A 16968-nucleotide genomic window follows, 5' to 3' on the forward strand; every position below is an offset into this window, starting at 1 on the left:
CAAAGCATCCGGAAGAAATTGGGATAAGAAAAAAGGACCGTTTCGTCAGGCTTTAGTAAACGGGTACCCGTACACGGGACACTTCCAAAAAAGTGTTTAGCGTACGGGTACCTTTTTGTATATAGGAGATAACAGTGGGGCGAACAAGATGAGCAGAAAACATTTCAATCAAAACGAACGTGAACGATTAGCGCTGCTCAGCACTTCCGCTCCGGGGCCGGCTAATTCGGCGGTACGCGGTCAGTCGGCAGGGCGATCGGGCGTTCTCGCGTCCGCCGCTTTACGCACCGGACGTCCCGGTTCCACCGGCGCGCCCCGCGGTCATCCCGCGCTCTCCGCCTCCTCGGCGGCGGCGCCTGTCCCTCCGGCCGACAGCCGGGGCCAGGCGGCCTGCCACTCGCGGAGGCCCGCTTCGACTTCGTCGCGGGGAAGCTTGCCCGCTTGCAGCTTCTCGTCGCTGCAAGCGAGCAGCCGCCTGTAGAAGGCAAGGCCCCACTCGGGAAGCTCTCCGTCTCCCGAGGACTCTCTGCCTTTCAGCTCGTAGAGGAGGTTTTCCGCTTCGTCATAGCTTCCGGCAGCGGTGCAGTACTCCATGAGCTTGTACAGGACAGTGGCGGGCTGGCGGTACGCTTTCAGCCGGTGGTTCAAGTAGGCGATCTCCGCGTGAAGGGACACATCGTCCGATTCCGCGCCCAGCTCTGCCGCCGTCAAATAAAAGTACAGCGCATTGACCCTGCGCTGGTACGCCTCGCGCTCCCCGGACATTTCTTCGTAAATGTCCGCTTCCTCGCGGAGCAGCTTGCCGGCCGCCAGAAGCTTTTCGCCGCTCAGCGAGGCTCCCGTCATCATCATGCGGAGGGCGTCTTCCTCCGGAACGGAGCCGAGCAGCTTGGACGGCGGAAGCTGCATCCGGCCGTACAGCTCGCCGAGCTCGGCGAGCGCTTCCGCATGCTTCTTCTCTTTGCGAAGCTTGAGGATGCGGGTTGCAATCGCTTCGGTCATCTGCGTGATCATCGTCAATAAGTAATCTTTCCGTTCGAACAAGCGGGTTCCTCCTTATCGCGGCGGCGCATGCTGCCAGGCAGCGGCAGCCGGGTTGATTTAGCTGGATGAAGCGTTCTGCCCCTTCGAGGCGATATGCTGCGCGATGGCCACGCCATGTTTGCGGCCGGTCTCGATGAAAATCTCGTTGGCGTTGTGGCCCGAGGCGATAACGCCGGCGACATACAGACCCGGCACGCCCGATTCCATCGTCTCCGGATTATAGAGCGGCTTCAGATGCTCGCCCTGAAGCTCCACGCCCGATTCGATCATCAAGGTCCGGTCGGGCCGGAAGCCGGTGAGCGCCAGGACGAAATCGTTATCGAGCACGGTTTGCGTCCCGTTCGTGTCGACGGTTACCGTCAGATCGTCGATCCGGACGACACGGGAAGAGTAAAGCATGCGGATATGGCCCTTGGCGACCATGCTCTCGAAAATCGGTCTCACCCAGGGCTTGATGGACGGGGACATCTGCTCCTGCCGGTACACGACCGTAACTTCCGCGCCGACGCGCATCAGATCAAGAGCCGCATCGATAGCCGAGTTGTTGCCGCCGATAATGGCGACTTTCATATTCGTATAAGGGTGGGCCTCCCGGTAATAATGGGTTACTTTCGGAAGCTCCTCCCCGGGGATTCCGAGCAGGTTCGGCGTATCGAAATAGCCGGTTGAAATCACCGCATGCTTCGCTTCGGTTACGATTTGCCGCCCGCCGCGGTTCACGGACGTGACGACAAAACGGCCGTCCTTCTTACGGATGGAAGTGACTTCTTCGTAGCTCCGGATGTTTAAATCGTAATGCCGGGCAACGTTCCGGTAATAAAAAAGAGCTTCCTGGCGGCTGGGTTTGTCGCTCGGCGTCGTAAACGGGATATCGCCGATTTCCAGCAGGTCCGGCGTGCTGAAAAACTGGAGATGGGTCGGGTACAAATAAATGGAATTCACGATACAGTGCTTCTCGATCACGAGCGCGGGGATGCCCGCTTTCTTCAATTCGACGGCAGCCGAGATTCCGCAAGGGCCGGCTCCGACAATGATGACTTCTTCCATAAGATGGTGGCCTCCTTCCGTCACGGATGAAGACAGGCGTAAATATTCCTACTTGCGTCTGACAGTAAGCAGCGACGGTTTTTATACCATAGTAACGCAATCGGAGATAAAAAGACAACCTGCCGGCCGGCCCGCCTATGACCAGGGCTTCTCTTTCGCACGTAAGTGAGAACCGGTAAATGTAAACAACCGGAGGTTACGCCTCCCATGTGTATAACCAAAAGCGCATCCCGATGTAAAAACCGGAATGCGCCGCTTTATCCGTGTCCGCCCGGGGCCGCAAGGCCGACCCGCTCTACGAGCCGGCGGCTCTCTTCGTTGAGTCCCGTGATAGACGCCTTTTTATGAAGAAGATCGTATTTCAGTATCACTTTGGCAATAGCCGTGACGGCCGAATGGTCCCAAATGTGGGAATGGGAAAAGTCGATCGTGATCCGCTCCGGATCGTTCATATAGTCGAACTGCTCGATGAAATGCGTCATCGTGCCGAAAAACATCTGGCCGGATACCGTGTACGTCTTGGTTCCGTCCGCACTAACCTTGGCCGTCGCACGGATCTTGGCCATTTTCCAGGGGAAAACGACAGCGCTGATCAGAACGCCCGCGAACACTCCCTTGGACAGGTCGTGAGTAGCGACGACAATCGCTACCGTGACGATCATAACAAACTTCTTATAAGAGACTTGTACGCAAGGCAGCGGAAAGTGGAGAAATTCAAGAAGACTTTACGCAAATGGAGCGGACTTTCTTTTTTGGAGACAGAGGAGTAGAGTAAAAGGGTGCATCAGTAATCATTTACATAGGGGGTTGTCATTCATGACATCATTCCAGAAACAGCTGGAGAAATATGCCGAACTGGTCGTAAAAGTAGGCGTTAACATTCAACCGGGACAGATTCTGTACATTGAATCGCCGATCGAAAGTGTGGAGTTTACGCGTCACGTCGTAAGAAAAGCTTACGAAGCGGGAGCCAAATTCGTCGAGGTGAACTGGAGCGACGAGCAGACGACACGCATCCGGTACGAATCCGCGCCTGACGAGTCATTTGATTTCTATCCGGAGTGGACGGCGAGAATGATGGAACAGCTTGCCGAAGGCAACGGCGCCCTGCTGAACATCAAGGTACCCGATCCGGAGCTGTTCAAAGGCATCGATACGGGCAAAATTTCACGTGCAGGCAAAGCGGCCTCGATCGCAAGACAACGCTTCCAGGGTTATGTCCGCAACCATAAATTCAGCTGGTGTCTCGTCAAAGCGCCGACTAAAGCGTGGGCGGATAAAGTTTTCGCCGACCTGCCTGAGGACGAACGCGTTTCCGTCATGTGGGAAACGATCTTTAAAATGAACCGCGTCGATAAAGACGATCCGGTCGCCGCCTGGAAAGAGCACATTGCGCAATTGTCCGAGACGCATGAGCGGCTGACCGCCAAGAAGTACCGCCGTCTGCACTATAAAGCGCCGGGAACGGACCTGTCGGTGGAGCTGCCCGAAGGCCATCTGTGGCTTGGCGGCGGGGGAGAAAACGAGCAGGGCGATTATTTCGTCGCCAACATGCCGACCGAAGAAGTGTTCACCATGCCGAAGCGCGACGGAGTCAACGGTACGGTATCGAGCACGATGCCGCTGAATCTGGGCGGCCGTCTAGTCGATAAGTTCAAACTTACGTTCAAGGATGGAGTCGTGGTGGATTACTCCGCCGAAGTCGGACAGGAGCATCTCAAATCCCTGTTCGATACGGACGAGGGGGCGAAACGTCTCGGAGAAGTGGCGCTGGTGCCGCACGATTCGCCGATTTCGAATCTGAACCGGATCTTCTACAACACCGGTATCGACGAGAATGCCTCCTGCCACTTTGCCGTCGGAAGCGCCTACCCGTTCACCCTGGAGAACGGGACCAAGATGAGCCAGGAGGAACTTCTGGCGAGAGGAGCCAACGTGAGCCTGACGCACGTCGACTTTATGGTCGGCTCCGCCGATCTCGACATCGACGGGGAACTCGCGGACGGGACAATCGAGCCGATCTTCCGCAAAGGCAACTGGGTCTAAGGAGTTATTCCATGCAAAAAGCGCCGGGGGACTTTTCAGTCCCGGCGCTTTTTTACTTTTCCTGCCGTACAGGGTTCCGTCCTTACAAAATGCGGCTGTTCTCGTCCTGATTAGTGCCGCTGATCTTGTTGCGTGTATTCCATTCCTCCGCCTGAGGCTCGATGTCCTGCTTGCGGTCCACCTTATGCTCCTGCTCGGGAGAATTATGATCGGGATTTTTCTCGTTGCGGGTTACCTATACATACCCGTCCTAAAGCCGGAGAAAACAAGAGGCACTTGCGTGGCAGGGCCTTGTACGGTTTATAATAAGAAGGAAGGCGGACCGAAACCGGGTCCGGAACGGAACCATTTACATAGTCGGACTCATCTTGAACACGGGATTCAGAGAGTCATCAGAAGGAGGGGCCTGAGTATGCAAATCAAGATCACGGAAGCCGCATCGGATCTTTTCAGGAAAGACTGGGGGTTTGGCGGCGGGGATCATGTGCGCATTTTTGTGCGTTACAGCGGCGGGGGCGAGGATGCCTTTTCATTCGGGATCATTAAAGATGCTCCGCATTATCCGGCCGTGACGGCCGAGGCCGGCGGCGTCACCTTTTTTATGGAAGAAAAAGACGTCTGGTATCTGGAAGGCAAAGATCTCCACGTAGACGGCATTGCCGAAGAAATCGTTCTAAAACGGCTGTGAAAACGGCTTTGAGTTAAAGACCGGAAGGAGACGGGTACCTATGGCCCCTGTAGTTGCTTTTATATACGCGCATCCGGACGACGAATCGTTCGCGAGCGCCTGTCTGATCCGCTCTCTGGCGGACCGGGGAATACGCAGCGTGCTGCTCTGCGCTACGCGCGGAGATGCGGGGAGACCGGGACCGCTCGGTCCCATGACCCCGGAGCAGTTAGCCGCCGCACGGGAAATCGAGCTGCAGACCGCCTGCGATCTGCTGGGCGTATCGGCCGTGGAGCACCTCGGGCTGCCGGACGGCAAACTGGCCGGGATGGACAGGCCGGCGCTGGCGGATGCGGTGGCCGAATTCCTGAACGAAACGGAAGCGTCCGTCGTCGTCACATTCCCAGAAGACGGAATCAGCGGCCACCCGGATCACATCGCCGTCCACCATGCGGTAAACGAAGCCGTTCTCGGCGGACGTTGTCCTCATGTACAGAAATACTATTACAACCTGCCCTTTGCGGGTGTAAAGGCGGATGCGCCTTCCGTGCTCAGGCTCGAAACCGCGCCCTACTGGAAGGTCAAAGCCCAGGCGCTTCTGGCGCACCGGTCTCAGCGGTTTTCCGTGGAGAAAGCGTTCGGCCGAACCGAAACGCTTCTGGAGAGCAAAGATTTTCCTTATGAAAACTTCGGGCTCGTCTGGCTGCGCGGCGAGAAAAACCCGGTCCGCAAAGAAGAATCGGTACTGGATGATTTGATTTAGCGAAAAGAAAGATAAGCCAAAAAGCTCCGTACAAGCTGCCGCATGCAGCCTGTATGGAGCTTTTGTGTGTAAATCGTCGCATGCCGGTGTTACGCCTGCTGGAAGGAGAAAAATTTCTGGATCGTTTCGTTGACCGTCCGGCTGAATATCGGCTTGCTGATATAGTCGTCCATGCCGGCCGCAAGGCATTTTTCCCTATCGCCTTTGAGAGCATTTGCCGTAACGGCCACGATGATCGGATATTCTTCGGGCCTGAGCGCTTCCTTAATCATCCGCGCCGCATCCAGGCCGTTTATTTCCGGCATGTGCACATCCATAAACACGAGATCGTACCGTTCGGTCAGCGCCGCTTCGACGACCTCGCTGCCGTTGTCCACCACGCGCACGGTATGGCCCTGGTTGGTGAGCATTTTGACGAGCACAAGCTGATTGATCCGGTTGTCTTCCGCTACGAGGATTTTGAGGGAGTGGCCGCAAGCTTTCTCCGCCGCCGTCTTGTCTTTAGGAAACGGCACAGCCTCCCGCGCCGCTTCTTTCAGAACGACGGTGAAAAGGAAATGAGCGCCGTGTTCTTCCGGCTGCTCTACCCAGATATCGCCTCCCATGAGCTGGACCAGCTTCTTGCAGATGGCGAGTCCGAGCCCGGTTCCCTCCGTTTCGCGCGTCATGAAATTATCCAGCTGATAGAAGGGCTGGAACAGCATGTCGGCTTTTTCCTTCGGAATTCCGATCCCCGTGTCTTTAACCTGGAACAACAGCTCGACGGCTCCCTGCGAATGAGCCTGCTTTTTGACGGAAACCGTTATGTGTCCCTTACTCGTGAATTTCACGGCGTTCCCGATCAGGTTAATGAGCACCTGCTTTAACCGTTTGGCGTCGCCAAGAAGGGTAGACGGCATATTCTGGCTCAAGGCGCAGGTCATCTCGAGATTTTTTTCTATCGCTTTGGGCGTCAGAAGATCGACGGACTCCAGGATGCAGGTGCGGATATCGAACGGTTCCTCGACCAGTTCGGTTACGCCCGACTCGATTTTGGAGAAGTCCAGAATATCGTTGATGATGACGAGCAGCGTGTCGCCGCTTTTGCGGATGATATTCAAGTATTCTCTCTGTTCCGAGCTGAGGGAGGTCGTTTCAAGCAGAAGATCCGTCATGCCGATCACCGCATTCATGGGTGTGCGGATTTCATGGCTCATCATGGCAAGAAACTCGCCCTTTGCTTTGTTCGTGGCTTCCGCGCTCTCCTTCTCGATCATCAGTTTTTTCTGTTCCCGGATATCTTTGGCGATAATGTAATACCCGACGTTCGCTTCACTGATAATGATGGGGGCGATCGTTGTCAGCACTTCCACGGTGTTGCCGTACTTATCCGTAATTTTGTCGATGCGTTTCTCTGCGGAATTGTCTTTTAAGGAAGCCTCGAGGATATCCGTAATCTCCTCCGTTCCGAGCAGCTCCGTGAAGCCGGCGCCGATCATTTCGTGAACCGCATAACCCGTCATTTCCTGGGCCATCAGATTGGTGTTCAGGATTTTTCCTTCCAGATCCAGCGAAAAAACGGCGTCGTGGTTGTATTTTTTCAGCGATGTATAGCGTTCGACCGTTTCCTGAAGCTTGCGTTCAACCAGCTTGCGGTCCGTAATATCTTGGATCGTACCGTTGATTTTAAGGGGAATTCCCTGGTCCGAGTACGTAACAAGGCCGCGGATATGCAGATATTTATCTGCGCCGGCTTCCTTCCGGCTCCGGTACTCGAAACTGAGCTCCTTGTCCACCAAGGCTTTATCCAGCTCTTCTTTAAAAGCAGGGTGGAGATCTTCGCTGACCAGGCTCAGGATGCCGTGAACGGCGGTGCTTTCCGGATCAATTCCCGACACCAGGAAGAACTGGTCCGAGAAAAGAATCTCGTTGCTTGAAATGTCCCATTCCCAGCTTCCCATCAGGGCGATGCGTTGGGCTTCCGCTATGAATTGTTCGTTCTTTTTGCGGTCCGAAATTTCTTGGCCGATTTTCAGAATAAGCTCCTCGCCGTTGTCGCCGATTGTTGTCTTCACGGTCAAGTCGAACCAGATGTGGCGGCCGTCTTTGTGAAGCAATTTGACCTGCCGCGCACATTCTTCATTTACGGCGGAAACGGACTGCTGTGTTTGTAAACTGGGGGGAAAGGAGTAAAGCACATCCTCGGTGATCCCGATGAGCTCGTCCGGAGAATACCCCAGTATCCGCCGGATGGAAGGCGCGCAGTCCAAAATCGTCCCGTCCGGAGCCGTATGGTAGAAAAGATCCCGGGAATGCTCGGACATCAGCCGGTACTGCTGCTTAATTCTGTTCCAGGTCTGTACGTCATCTTGGACAGGCGAGAGCTCGGACGCCTGCAGGACGTGACACTCGGTTGTTTCGGACGAATTCCCGGTCAGACGGCTTATTGTAAGCAGCACGGGAATTTCGCGCTTGGATTTATGAAATAAGCGAACTTTTTGTACGTAACTGTCCGGTGCGGGCGCTTCCGGCCATTCATCCTTCCAGTCGTCCGGATGCACAAGGTCTTTTAAAGGAATGCGGGCGAGTTCCTCCGGAGAATAGCCGCAAAGGCGGCACCAAGGTTCGTTTACCTGCATCCAAACTCCGTTCCGGGAATACAAGGCGAGGCCGTCTGTCGTATGGGCAAATAAATGGTCCGCCAGGGACTGAGGATTAATTTGCAGGCTGGTCATGTAAGTCACCATCTCCTTGAGACTGAATAATGAAGATTCAAAATTAATCCATGGGGTTATATACCCGAATTTTAACGAATGAAACAGACAAATTTCAACAAAAAAAGATGAACAGCATTCCGGCTGTTCATCTTCGCATATTTACCCGGTCAGGAAGGCTGGCCGGTCTTTTCTTTGGCGGGTACGACCCGGGCGTTCCCCATGAGGAATACAATGATCACGGCCAGAACGATCGGAATCAGGGCGACCATAAAAGTAAAGGCGATCGATTCGGACAGGGCGTGAATAATTTTGTTTAAAATATCCGGCGGAATCAAGGCGCGTTTGTCCGCCTGGAAAATCTGCTGCGGATTGCTCATATCGATTCCGGCCATCCCGCCGCCGTTCATTCCCTGGAAGGCGGTTTTGATTTTGTCGGTGAAGACGTTCGCTTGAATGCTTCCGAAAATCGTAATGCCGATTGTCATCCCGAACGATCTCAGAAACGAGTTCGTGGAGGTCGCCGTGCCGCGGTACCGCGGTTCCAGGTTGAAGGTGGATGCGGTCGGCAGCAGGGAGAAGGAGAAACCGACACCGAAACCGGCAATGATCATAAACACGGTCAGGAGAGCTCTGCTCGTCTCGGGCGTCAGTCCCCCGAGCAGGTACATGCCGGCGAGGAACGAGAAGACGGAAATAATCATCAGATTCCGGAAGCTCGTTTTCGTCTGGAAAATTCCCCCCATCGCGCTGCCCGCCACGCTGCCCAGCATCATCGGCGTCAGGATAAGGCCCGCGTTCGTTGCGGAACCGCCGAAGACGGCCTGCACATAAATGGGGATATACACCGTCAGAATAATGAAGGTAGCCCCGTAAAGCAGCGCAAGAAGCTGGGAGGTCGCGAACAGGCGGCGTTTGAACAGCCAGAACGAGATGATCGGGTCTTTCGCTTTCCGTTCGATGACGAAGAACAGAATGAAGAATACCGCAAAGCTTGCAAACAGGCTTACGATGGGAACGGAATCCCAGGCGTATTTCTTGCCGCCGAGCTCCAGGGCGAACATGAGACTCACGACCGCGACGACGAGCGTAATCGCCCCCCACCAGTCGATCCGCTGCTCGACATGCTGCGGAGATTCCTTGTAAGCGCGCATAATAAGGTACAGCGACACCAGACCGATCGGCAGGTTGACGTAGAACACCCAGTGCCAGCTTATGTATTCCGTGATATAAGCCCCGAGCAGGGGACCGAGCACACTCGCCGAGCCAAACACCGCACCCAGCAGACCCGTCATTTTACCCCGCTTCTCGGGCGGGAAAATATCGAAGACGATCGTGAACGCGATCGGCAGCAGCGCGCCGCCTCCGATTCCTTGGATCGCCCGGTAGATGCTGAGCTGGACGATGCTCTGGGCAATTCCGCACAGGGCGGAGCCCAGCAGGAAGACGATCAGGCCGAAGATAAAAAAGCGTTTGCGGCCGTACATATCGGACAGCTTGCCGAAGATCGGCATTCCGGCCATCGTCGTCACCATGTATGCGGACGTGACCCAGACGAATTTGTCGAAGCCGCCCAAATCGGAAACGATGGTGCCCATGGCGGTTGCGACAATCGTATTGTCCATGGCCGACATCAGGATAGCCAGCAGCAGCCCGGCTACGACCTGGTTAAGATTCTTGTCTTTCTGAATCAAGGGAAAATCCTCCTCTGAATAAGTTGCGGTTCCAAGTTTAGCGGTCCTTCTCCGGCGTCTGGAAGTCATCTCCTTTGCAAAAAAAGGTTTATTCGTTAAAATTAAATAAACAATCCCGTCAACCCCATTATCTTGATTTTCAAGATAATTTCTAGTTTATGAGGAGGAATTTTACTTGTCAAGCGTTTTGCCCGAATCTGAAGAGAAAGTGCTGGAGCTGATCGGTCTTATGCGTAAAATATCTACGCGAATCGTTCTTTTTCAGCAAAATGCGGCACATTCCCTAGGGGTCATACATACCGATTTGAAAACGGCGGACATCTTGAACGAAAAAGGACCGATCACGGCAGGAGAGCTTGCCAAGCTGACCGGGTTGACTACGGGGACCGTCACGGCTCTGATCGACCGGCTGGAGCAAGCGGGATTCGTGCGCAGGGAAAAGGACCCTCACGACGGCCGCCGCGTCATCATCGTTCCGGTCAAAGAGAAGCAAAAGGCTATCGGAGCGCTTTATAAGCCGCTGGGAAATATGACCCGGGAAGTTTGCGAGGCTTATACGCCGGAGCAGCTGGATCTCATCAATACGTTCCTCTCCCGGATGGTCGGCGTATTCGAACAGGCGAATAGCAGCGTGAACGGGCCGAAGCCGGACGACCGGTGCTGTAAGAATGGCCGGTCCGAGAGACATGAATACGAATAGGCCGGTATCGGAAACGGAGAAGCGTTCGGACCGCGACAGCTTTTTCCTGGGCGTCGAAGACCGGTGGCTGCGGCACGTGCCGGTTGCGGTTATGGCTGCGCTGCCGGCCCGGGAGCTTCTCTTGACAGACGGCCGGTTGTCCGCGGCGGATCATGCGTACAAGCTGCTGGGCGCCTTGTCTGTTCCGGCCGCTGCGGTTTATATGCGCAGCCTGTTCGAAACCGTGATCGCGGGGATGCTGTCACTGGCCGCATACCGATTTTTTTCTAGGGCACACTAAAAAAAGACATCAAGTCCCGCCTAATTGGCTGGTCCGGATGTCTTTTTGTTTGCTGAATCCGCTTTCGCGAATACGTAGGGGGGAGAAGCCCGCCCGTACGATCCGCGGGCGGGCTATTCGCAGGGGGCAAGGTCCGCTACGATATCGGCCAGGGTAACGCCGGCAAGCTCCCGCTCCATAGCGAGCTGAGCCCGGTTGAACCGGGTTTCGAGCGTGCTCTGGATGTTCTTGCCGACCGGGCAGTCCGGATTCGGATTCTCGTGCATCGCGAACAGCTCGTCCTGCATGTCCGCCTGAACCGCCCGGTAAATATCGAGCAGAGTGATTTCGGCAGGAGTCCGGCCCAGAGCGGCTCCGGCGACTCCGGGGCTCGTCCGGGTCAAGCCCGCTTTATTCAGCATGCCGGTAATCCGGCGGATGACGACCGGATTCGTATTGACGCTTCCGGCTATATACTCGGACGTGTTGCGTCCTTCTTTATTCAGCTCCAGCAGCGATAAAATGTGAACGGCTACGGCAAAGCGGCTGCTGATGGTCATGGGTCTCACCTCCGTCAAACAGATGCGGACGATAATCATTTACGCGCATATGTGAACATCTAAATAGTATAGGTACGCGTATTCCCGCTGTCAATCCTCGTGTGTCATTCGGGCTGAAGCCAGGCGGAAGACCATTGTTCCACTCCGCGGATTATCGGCTCCAGGGCAAGTCCTTTCTCCGTGAGCGAGTACTCGATTCTTACCGGCGTCTCGGGATACACATTCCGCCGGATAACGCCTTCCTGCTCAAGCTCTTTCAATCTTTCGGATAAGATTTTCCCGCTTAAAGGCAGATTCGATTCTATCGTACAAAAACGCTGCGGTCCCGATAAAAGCTGATACACGATGAGGCCGGCCCAGCGTTTGCTGATGAGCTGCATTCCTTTTTCAAAGCGGGGACATAAGGTAGATTCTTTCATCAGGCATCCCTCCTTCCCCCAGTATACGCTCATTTAGCTAATAAAAATATAGTAACGGCAAATAAATAAATTACTTGACATTATAAAGTTACAATCATACACTAGGTTACGAAAAGTAACTTAATAAACTTTAAAGGAGGCTCGCATCATGATTCCTTCGTTGTTTTTAGCCCACGGTTCACCTGCGCTGGCTATTCAAGATACGGAGTATACGGCTTTTTTACGGAAACTGGGACAGCAGTGGAAACCGAAAGCGATCGTTATTTTTACGGCTCACTGGGAGAGCGAGGTTCTGACTTTGACTTCGACCGACGAGACGTACGAGACGATTTACGATTTTTACGGTTTTCCCGACGAACTCTATAAGATTGCCTATCCGGCCAAAGGGTCCGTGAAGCTGGCTTCGCGGCTGGAAGGGCTTTTCCGGGAACGGGGGATCGAAGTCGCTGCCGACTCCAGAAGGGGACTCGACCACGGTTCGTGGACGCTGCTCTACAAAATGTTTCCCGAAGCGGACATCCCCGTGATCCAGCTCTCCGTCAATCCCTATCTTCCGGCGGATAAACAGACCGCTATCGGTGAAGCTCTGCGCGGGCTGGGGGAAGAGGATATCCTGGTCATCGGCAGCGGAGTAACGGTCCACAATCTGCGGATGGTCAACTGGGGACAGGAGGAACCGGAACCGTGGGCCGTCGAATTCGACGACTGGCTTATCCGGCACACGCTGGAGCGGGATACGGACACCCTGTTCGGCTATGAAACGCTGGCTCCCCACAGCCGTATGGCCGTGCCTAGAGCGGAGCATTTCGTCCCGTTGTTCCTTGCGCTCGGAAGCGGAAGCGTAGAACGGACGCCCCGGGTGATTTATCGCGGTTACGAGTTCGGAACTTTGAGTTACTTGTGCTTGCAGTTTTGATTCTGATTCCCGTGCGGAGTCCATATGAATAAACCGAAAACCAATTAAAACCATTAATGGGAGGATGTTGATGATGAACGGAAAAACAGAAATCGGTCTGCTGATCGTCAGACTGGTATTAGGGGTAACGTTTCTGGTCCACGGGCTGGACAAATTTCAAAGCGGGCTGGGGAACATCGCCGGCTGGTTTGAGAGCATCGGCCTTCCCGGCTTTCTGGCGTATGTAACGGCTATTATCGAAACCGTAGGGGGGGCCGCAATCATTCTCGGCCTCGGAACCCGGATCGCCGCCGCGCTGTTCGGCGTGCTGATGATCGGAGCGATGTTCAGCGTCAAGTTTTCCGCCGGGTTTACCGGCAACGGCCAATCCGCGGGCTTCGAGCTGGATCTGGCGCTTCTCGCTCTCTCCGTGCTGCTCGTATTGACCGGCAGCCGCTATCTGGCGGTAGACAGTCTGCTTCCGGGCTCCCGGCAGACGGAGAGCTGATGCGAAGCGGCGGCGAACCGTTCCCGCCGCGGAGCCGGGCCTGAGCGCAGCTCGAACCGGGCCGGGCAGAGGCTGGCTGCAAAAACGAGTCCGGGCCAATGGACCGGTCCGGACTAAAGCGGGCTTTGCGAGCTTTCCAAGCCCGAATCCGAATCTACTCAGCATCCATGCGATGCTGAGTTTTTTGCTGTGCGGAAGCGGTCCTCACCGAGGAACGATCGGGTACAAGTATCCCTTGGAAGCAAAAGAGACGCGCCCCGTTTCCTCCGAAACGACGAGGACAATGGCGTCGCTCAGCTCCGAGATGCCGATGGCCGCCCGGTGCCGCGTGCCGAGTTTAGGCTCCGCCTGGACGATATGGGAGAGGGGAAGGATGTTTTTGGCGGAGACGATCTCGTTGAACTTGATCAAGACAGCCCCGTCGTGAAGCGGCGTTCCGGGATAAAACAGCGATTCCAGCAGGGACTGCGTGACCGACGCCCCGATGGCGACTCCCGGCTGGATCAGCCCGTCGAGCGAGTCGTTGCGCTGAACGACGATCAAAGCGCCGTGACGCCGCTTGGACAAGTTTTGTACACTGACGGACAGTTCCGTATATTTATCGGTAAAAGGGGAGAGGTAGCAGTTCAAGTAAAAGGTGGACGCCCGCGACTCGATATTCAGGAAATTTTCTTTGATGCCTTCAATTTCGCTCAGCATGCAGTGATTTTCTTCGTCCAAAGTTTGAATGCTGCGATGAAGACGGAGAATCAGCTTCTCCAGATCGTCTTTCAAATTCTGTTTCATCGGTGAAAAATCGCAATCGGCATAAGGGATCGCCAAAGGGTACACATCCTTTTCGCACAACGATAGTTGGTTTCATTGTTTGCAGACTTGCGCAATAATACACGGAAGCCAGCAGCTAAGTCCTGCCACCCGCTTTCCCGTAAACGGGAATGACGCAAAAAAAGCTCTGCCGGCCCGAGCCGGCAAAGCTTTTATGATCACGGTCAGAAGCCTTGATATTGCGGTTCTTCGTTTTCCAGCTGCTGAACGCGGCCTTGTACCTGGGTGACGACATCCTGGGTGGTTTTGGCGGCATTTTCGAACAGCGTTTTCGCGTCCTGGTTTTGTGTGCTCAGGGCAAACGCCTCCAGGCTCGCTTGGGCGCTTTTCAGGGAAGCCAGACAAGTTTTTACTTGGGAGCCGACTGTCATCGTATACACCTCCTTTTCCGTGAAATCCTTTGATGGACAAAAAGTAATCTAACCGGACAGCCCCGGTTTCATTCACGCGCAGGTCTGGAAATCGACCGGTCGAGATGGCCCGGAGGAAGAATAAAACGCCCCGGAAAAGGACAACTTTTTTAGGAACCGGAAAAGATAAATTTAAGGAGATACGACAGAAGGAGGGACCGGATTATGCCGGATTGGATCGTGGTTGTTTTACGGACCTTGATGGTCATCGTGATCGTACTGGCCGCAGCCAAGCTGCTCGGAAAGAGGCAGAACAGCCGGTTGTCGTTCTTTGAAGTGACAACGGGGGTCGCCGCAGCCGTCCTGGCCGTCTATATAACGCTGAGCCGCACCGCCGATTGGTATTTGGGAATTATAGCTCTGTTCGTGTGGATTCTGGCCGCCGTCGGAATCGGGTTTCTCCAGATGAAAAGCAAAGCGGCCCGGGATTTCATCGATAACCGGGAAACGATTCTCATTAAAAAAGGAAAGATTATGGAAGAAAACCTGAAGAAGGAACGGCTGACTACGGACGATCTGCTGCAAAGCCTGCGCAGGAAAAACGTGTTCCAGGCGGCCGACGTCGAATTTGCGGTGATGGAAGCGAGCGGGGAAATCAACGTGCTTCTGAAAAAGGAAAACCAGCCTCTGACCCCGAAGCACCTCGGCATTAAAGTCGGCCCGGCGGAAGAGCCGCAGGCCGTGATCATGGACGGCAAGGCGCTCGACGAGCCTTTGGCCGCCATCGGTCTCAACCGGGGCTGGCTCCAGACGCAGCTGGAAACGATGGACGCGACCATCGACAACGTTTTTCTGGGACAGGTGGACTCCTACGGGGAGCTTTACGTCGATTTGTTCGACGACAAGCTGCAGGTTCCCCAGCCTCAGAAAAAAGCGGTTTTGCTCGCCCTGCTCAAGAAATGCGAGGCGGACATCGAGATGTTCGGCCTTTCCACGAACGATCCGGAAGCCAAACGGATGTTTGAGGAATGCTCCAGGTCCATGGAGGAGATGATTTCCGAAATCAAGCCGCTTTTGTCCCGCTAGCAAGGGAGGAACGAAGGCGAGAAGTGTCCGGACACCCGCGGGGGTTGAGCTTCCCTGTACGGGTGTTTTTTTATTTTGGGAAACAAGTTTGATTTTTACGGCAGGAAGCGTGTACATTTAGAGGAGGAAAACGCAGCACTTACATAACGGTTTGTTTGTTTCACGCATTTATAAGGAGGAGGAATGTGTAATGTCCGGTCAAGGAGAACGTTTGCTGGTCTTTGTCGGTTCTTATGCGGAACCGGAAGGCCCGGGTGTGTATGTGATGGAATTAAATGAAGAAACGGGTGCGCTTACGAAGCTGGATGAGGTATCCGGCCTTAAAAACCCCACGTTTCTGAACCTGGATGTCCAGGGACGCAAGCTTTACGCCATTTCCGAAGGAACGACAAGCGAGGGCGCCCGGACCGGGTCCGCTTACGCGTATACCGTTGATCCCGGGCAGGGGAGCTTGACCGAAATGAACCATGCTGTCACCGTAGACGCGCCGACCTGCCATATCCAGAGGGATGCGAGCGGACGCTACCTCGTCGTGGCGAGCTATCACGACGGCCTTGTCGGGCTCGTCGAGGTGCGAGAGGACGGCACGATCGGCAGACTGCTTGACGTGAAGCAGCACGAAGGCCATGGGCCGAACCCCGAGCGCCAGGAGCAGCCTCATCCGCACTCGGCGTTCTTCAGCCGGGACAACCGGTTCGTGTTCGTCCCGGATCTGGGGCTGGACCGCATCGTATCCTACGCCCTGGATACGGAGAACAATGTGCTGAAGCCGCATGGCGAAACCGCCGTACCTCCGGAAGCGGGCCCGCGCCATATGGCGTTCCATCCCGGCGGCAAGCTGGCGTTCGTCATCAACGAGATGGACTCCACGGTAACGTCTCTTCGCTACGACGAAGAGACGGGCGTTCTGGAGCCGATCGAAACGGTAACGACGCTGCCCGAAGGGTTCACGGGCGAGAGCTACTGCGCCGAGATCCTGGTGTCGGAAGACGGCGCATACGTGTACGGCTCCAACCGCGGCCACGACAGCATCGTCGTCTTCGCGGCGGATCAGGCAAGCGGGAAGCTCACGCTTGTGGAACATGTGTCCGCGGAAGGCAAGCATCCGCGCAACTTTGCCTTGACGCCGGGCGGCGCGTTCCTGATCGCGGCAAACCGCGACACGGACAACATCGCGACGTTCCGTGTGGACCGCTCCAGCGGCAGGCTACAGTATACCGGGCAGTCGGCCGCGGTGTCGAAGCCGGTCTGCGTGCGGCCGGCTTATCTGTAAGAGGCGCCGTTACCGGCCCGGGAAGAAAAGGAAGAGCGGAACGTCTGCATGCGGACGTTCCGCTTTTTTTTGCGGGATTCCCGGAGGGGTGTTGACAGCTTGTAACTTTATAAGTTACAGTAAACGTTGTTCTTTTTAC

The 16968-nt window shown here is 55.2% G+C and carries 17 protein-coding genes and 1 pseudogene; 9 read left to right on the forward strand and 9 right to left on the reverse strand.

Features of this window, described 5'->3' with window-relative positions:
• Positions 1 to 321: 321 nt before the first annotated feature.
• The 3 genes and pseudogenes from AC2TF6_RS11140 to AC2TF6_RS11150 form a co-directional block, all read right to left on the reverse strand.
• Positions 322 to 1044: a DUF6483 family protein gene (locus tag AC2TF6_RS11140; RefSeq protein ID WP_491311038.1), complete on the reverse strand. Its 723-nt coding sequence runs from the start codon at positions 1042 to 1044 to the stop codon at positions 322 to 324.
• A 57-nt stretch (positions 1045 to 1101) separates the two neighbouring features.
• Positions 1102 to 2091, reverse strand: coding sequence for a YpdA family putative bacillithiol disulfide reductase (locus tag AC2TF6_RS11145; protein ID WP_491311039.1), 990 nt, complete (start codon positions 2089 to 2091; stop codon positions 1102 to 1104).
• 257 nt (positions 2092 to 2348) lie between these two features.
• Positions 2349 to 2759: pseudogene (locus AC2TF6_RS11150) on the reverse strand (STAS domain-containing protein); the annotation flags it as partial.
• 148 nt (positions 2760 to 2907) lie between these two features.
• Between AC2TF6_RS11150 and AC2TF6_RS11155 the strand changes: the two are divergent.
• The 3 genes from AC2TF6_RS11155 to AC2TF6_RS11165 all read left to right on the forward strand — a co-directional run bounded on the left by AC2TF6_RS11155 (position 2908) and on the right by AC2TF6_RS11165 (position 5567).
• On the forward strand, positions 2908 to 4137 hold the full coding sequence (locus tag AC2TF6_RS11155) for an aminopeptidase (protein ID WP_491311040.1): 1230 nt from the start codon (positions 2908 to 2910) through the stop codon (positions 4135 to 4137).
• 412 nt (positions 4138 to 4549) lie between these two features.
• A complete protein-coding gene (locus tag AC2TF6_RS11160; protein WP_491311041.1) occupies positions 4550 to 4825 on the forward strand; it encodes a HesB/YadR/YfhF family protein in 276 nt (91 codons plus the stop codon).
• Positions 4826 to 4865: 40 nt separating this feature from the next.
• Positions 4866 to 5567 carry a PIG-L deacetylase family protein gene (locus AC2TF6_RS11165; RefSeq protein WP_491311042.1) on the forward strand — a complete coding sequence of 234 codons (702 nt, stop codon included), beginning with the start codon at positions 4866 to 4868 and terminating at the stop codon, positions 5565 to 5567.
• A gap of 89 nt (positions 5568 to 5656) precedes the next feature.
• Here the strand turns inward: AC2TF6_RS11165 and AC2TF6_RS11170 are convergent, their stop codons facing one another.
• Both AC2TF6_RS11170 and AC2TF6_RS11175 read right to left on the reverse strand, forming a co-directional pair.
• Positions 5657 to 8281, reverse strand: a complete 2625-nt coding sequence (locus AC2TF6_RS11170; protein WP_491311043.1) for a PAS domain S-box protein — start codon at positions 8279 to 8281, stop codon at positions 5657 to 5659.
• Positions 8282 to 8430: 149 nt separating this feature from the next.
• Positions 8431 to 9894, reverse strand: coding sequence for an MDR family MFS transporter (locus AC2TF6_RS11175; RefSeq protein WP_491311625.1), 1464 nt, complete (start codon positions 9892 to 9894; stop codon positions 8431 to 8433).
• Positions 9895 to 10183: 289 nt separating this feature from the next.
• On the opposite strand from AC2TF6_RS11175, the gene AC2TF6_RS11180 reads away from it, so the two are divergent.
• Together AC2TF6_RS11180 and AC2TF6_RS11185 are read left to right on the forward strand one after the other, a co-directional pair.
• On the forward strand, positions 10184 to 10654 hold the full coding sequence (locus tag AC2TF6_RS11180) for a MarR family transcriptional regulator (protein WP_491311626.1): 471 nt from the start codon (positions 10184 to 10186) through the stop codon (positions 10652 to 10654).
• The gene (locus tag AC2TF6_RS11185) at positions 10641 to 10934 is read left to right on the forward strand and encodes an AzlD domain-containing protein (RefSeq protein WP_491311044.1); all 294 of its coding nucleotides are present in this window, start codon (positions 10641 to 10643) and stop codon (positions 10932 to 10934) included. Before AC2TF6_RS11180 ends, AC2TF6_RS11185 begins: the two co-directional genes overlap by 14 nt.
• A gap of 113 nt (positions 10935 to 11047) precedes the next feature.
• Here AC2TF6_RS11185 and AC2TF6_RS11190 read toward each other — a convergent pair whose 3' ends face one another.
• Both AC2TF6_RS11190 and AC2TF6_RS11195 read right to left on the reverse strand, forming a co-directional pair.
• Positions 11048 to 11473: an Rrf2 family transcriptional regulator gene (locus AC2TF6_RS11190; RefSeq protein WP_491311045.1), complete on the reverse strand. Its 426-nt coding sequence runs from the start codon at positions 11471 to 11473 to the stop codon at positions 11048 to 11050.
• Positions 11474 to 11577: 104 nt separating this feature from the next.
• Positions 11578 to 11892 carry a winged helix-turn-helix transcriptional regulator gene (locus tag AC2TF6_RS11195; protein WP_491311046.1) on the reverse strand — a complete coding sequence of 105 codons (315 nt, stop codon included), beginning with the start codon at positions 11890 to 11892 and terminating at the stop codon, positions 11578 to 11580.
• Positions 11893 to 12040: 148 nt separating this feature from the next.
• Here AC2TF6_RS11195 and AC2TF6_RS11200 point away from each other — a divergent pair, with 148 nt between their 5' ends.
• Together AC2TF6_RS11200 and AC2TF6_RS11205 are read left to right on the forward strand one after the other, a co-directional pair.
• Positions 12041 to 12808 (forward strand): DODA-type extradiol aromatic ring-opening family dioxygenase, encoded by a 768-nt coding sequence (locus AC2TF6_RS11200; RefSeq protein WP_491311047.1) that lies wholly within the window; start codon positions 12041 to 12043, stop codon positions 12806 to 12808.
• A 73-nt stretch (positions 12809 to 12881) separates the two neighbouring features.
• A complete protein-coding gene (locus AC2TF6_RS11205; RefSeq protein WP_491311048.1) occupies positions 12882 to 13295 on the forward strand; it encodes a DoxX family protein in 414 nt (137 codons plus the stop codon).
• A 204-nt stretch (positions 13296 to 13499) separates the two neighbouring features.
• Here the strand turns inward: AC2TF6_RS11205 and cdaS are convergent, their stop codons facing one another.
• Both cdaS and AC2TF6_RS11215 read right to left on the reverse strand, forming a co-directional pair.
• Positions 13500 to 14117 (reverse strand): sporulation-specific diadenylate cyclase CdaS, encoded by a 618-nt coding sequence (cdaS, locus tag AC2TF6_RS11210; protein WP_491311049.1) that lies wholly within the window; start codon positions 14115 to 14117, stop codon positions 13500 to 13502.
• A gap of 167 nt (positions 14118 to 14284) precedes the next feature.
• Positions 14285 to 14491 carry a DUF1657 domain-containing protein gene (locus AC2TF6_RS11215; RefSeq protein ID WP_317952350.1) on the reverse strand — a complete coding sequence of 69 codons (207 nt, stop codon included), beginning with the start codon at positions 14489 to 14491 and terminating at the stop codon, positions 14285 to 14287.
• Positions 14492 to 14695: 204 nt separating this feature from the next.
• Here AC2TF6_RS11215 and AC2TF6_RS11220 point away from each other — a divergent pair, with 204 nt between their 5' ends.
• Both AC2TF6_RS11220 and AC2TF6_RS11225 read left to right on the forward strand, forming a co-directional pair.
• Complete coding sequence (locus AC2TF6_RS11220) at positions 14696 to 15556, forward strand: DUF421 domain-containing protein (protein ID WP_009672915.1); 861 nt, start codon at positions 14696 to 14698, stop codon at positions 15554 to 15556.
• 190 nt (positions 15557 to 15746) lie between these two features.
• Entirely contained in the window at positions 15747 to 16829 is a 1083-nt protein-coding gene (locus tag AC2TF6_RS11225; protein WP_491311050.1) for a lactonase family protein, read from the forward strand.
• The last annotated feature ends 139 nt before the right edge of the window (positions 16830 to 16968 follow it).

This window comes from Paenibacillus sp. JNUCC 35, assembly GCF_058269095.1.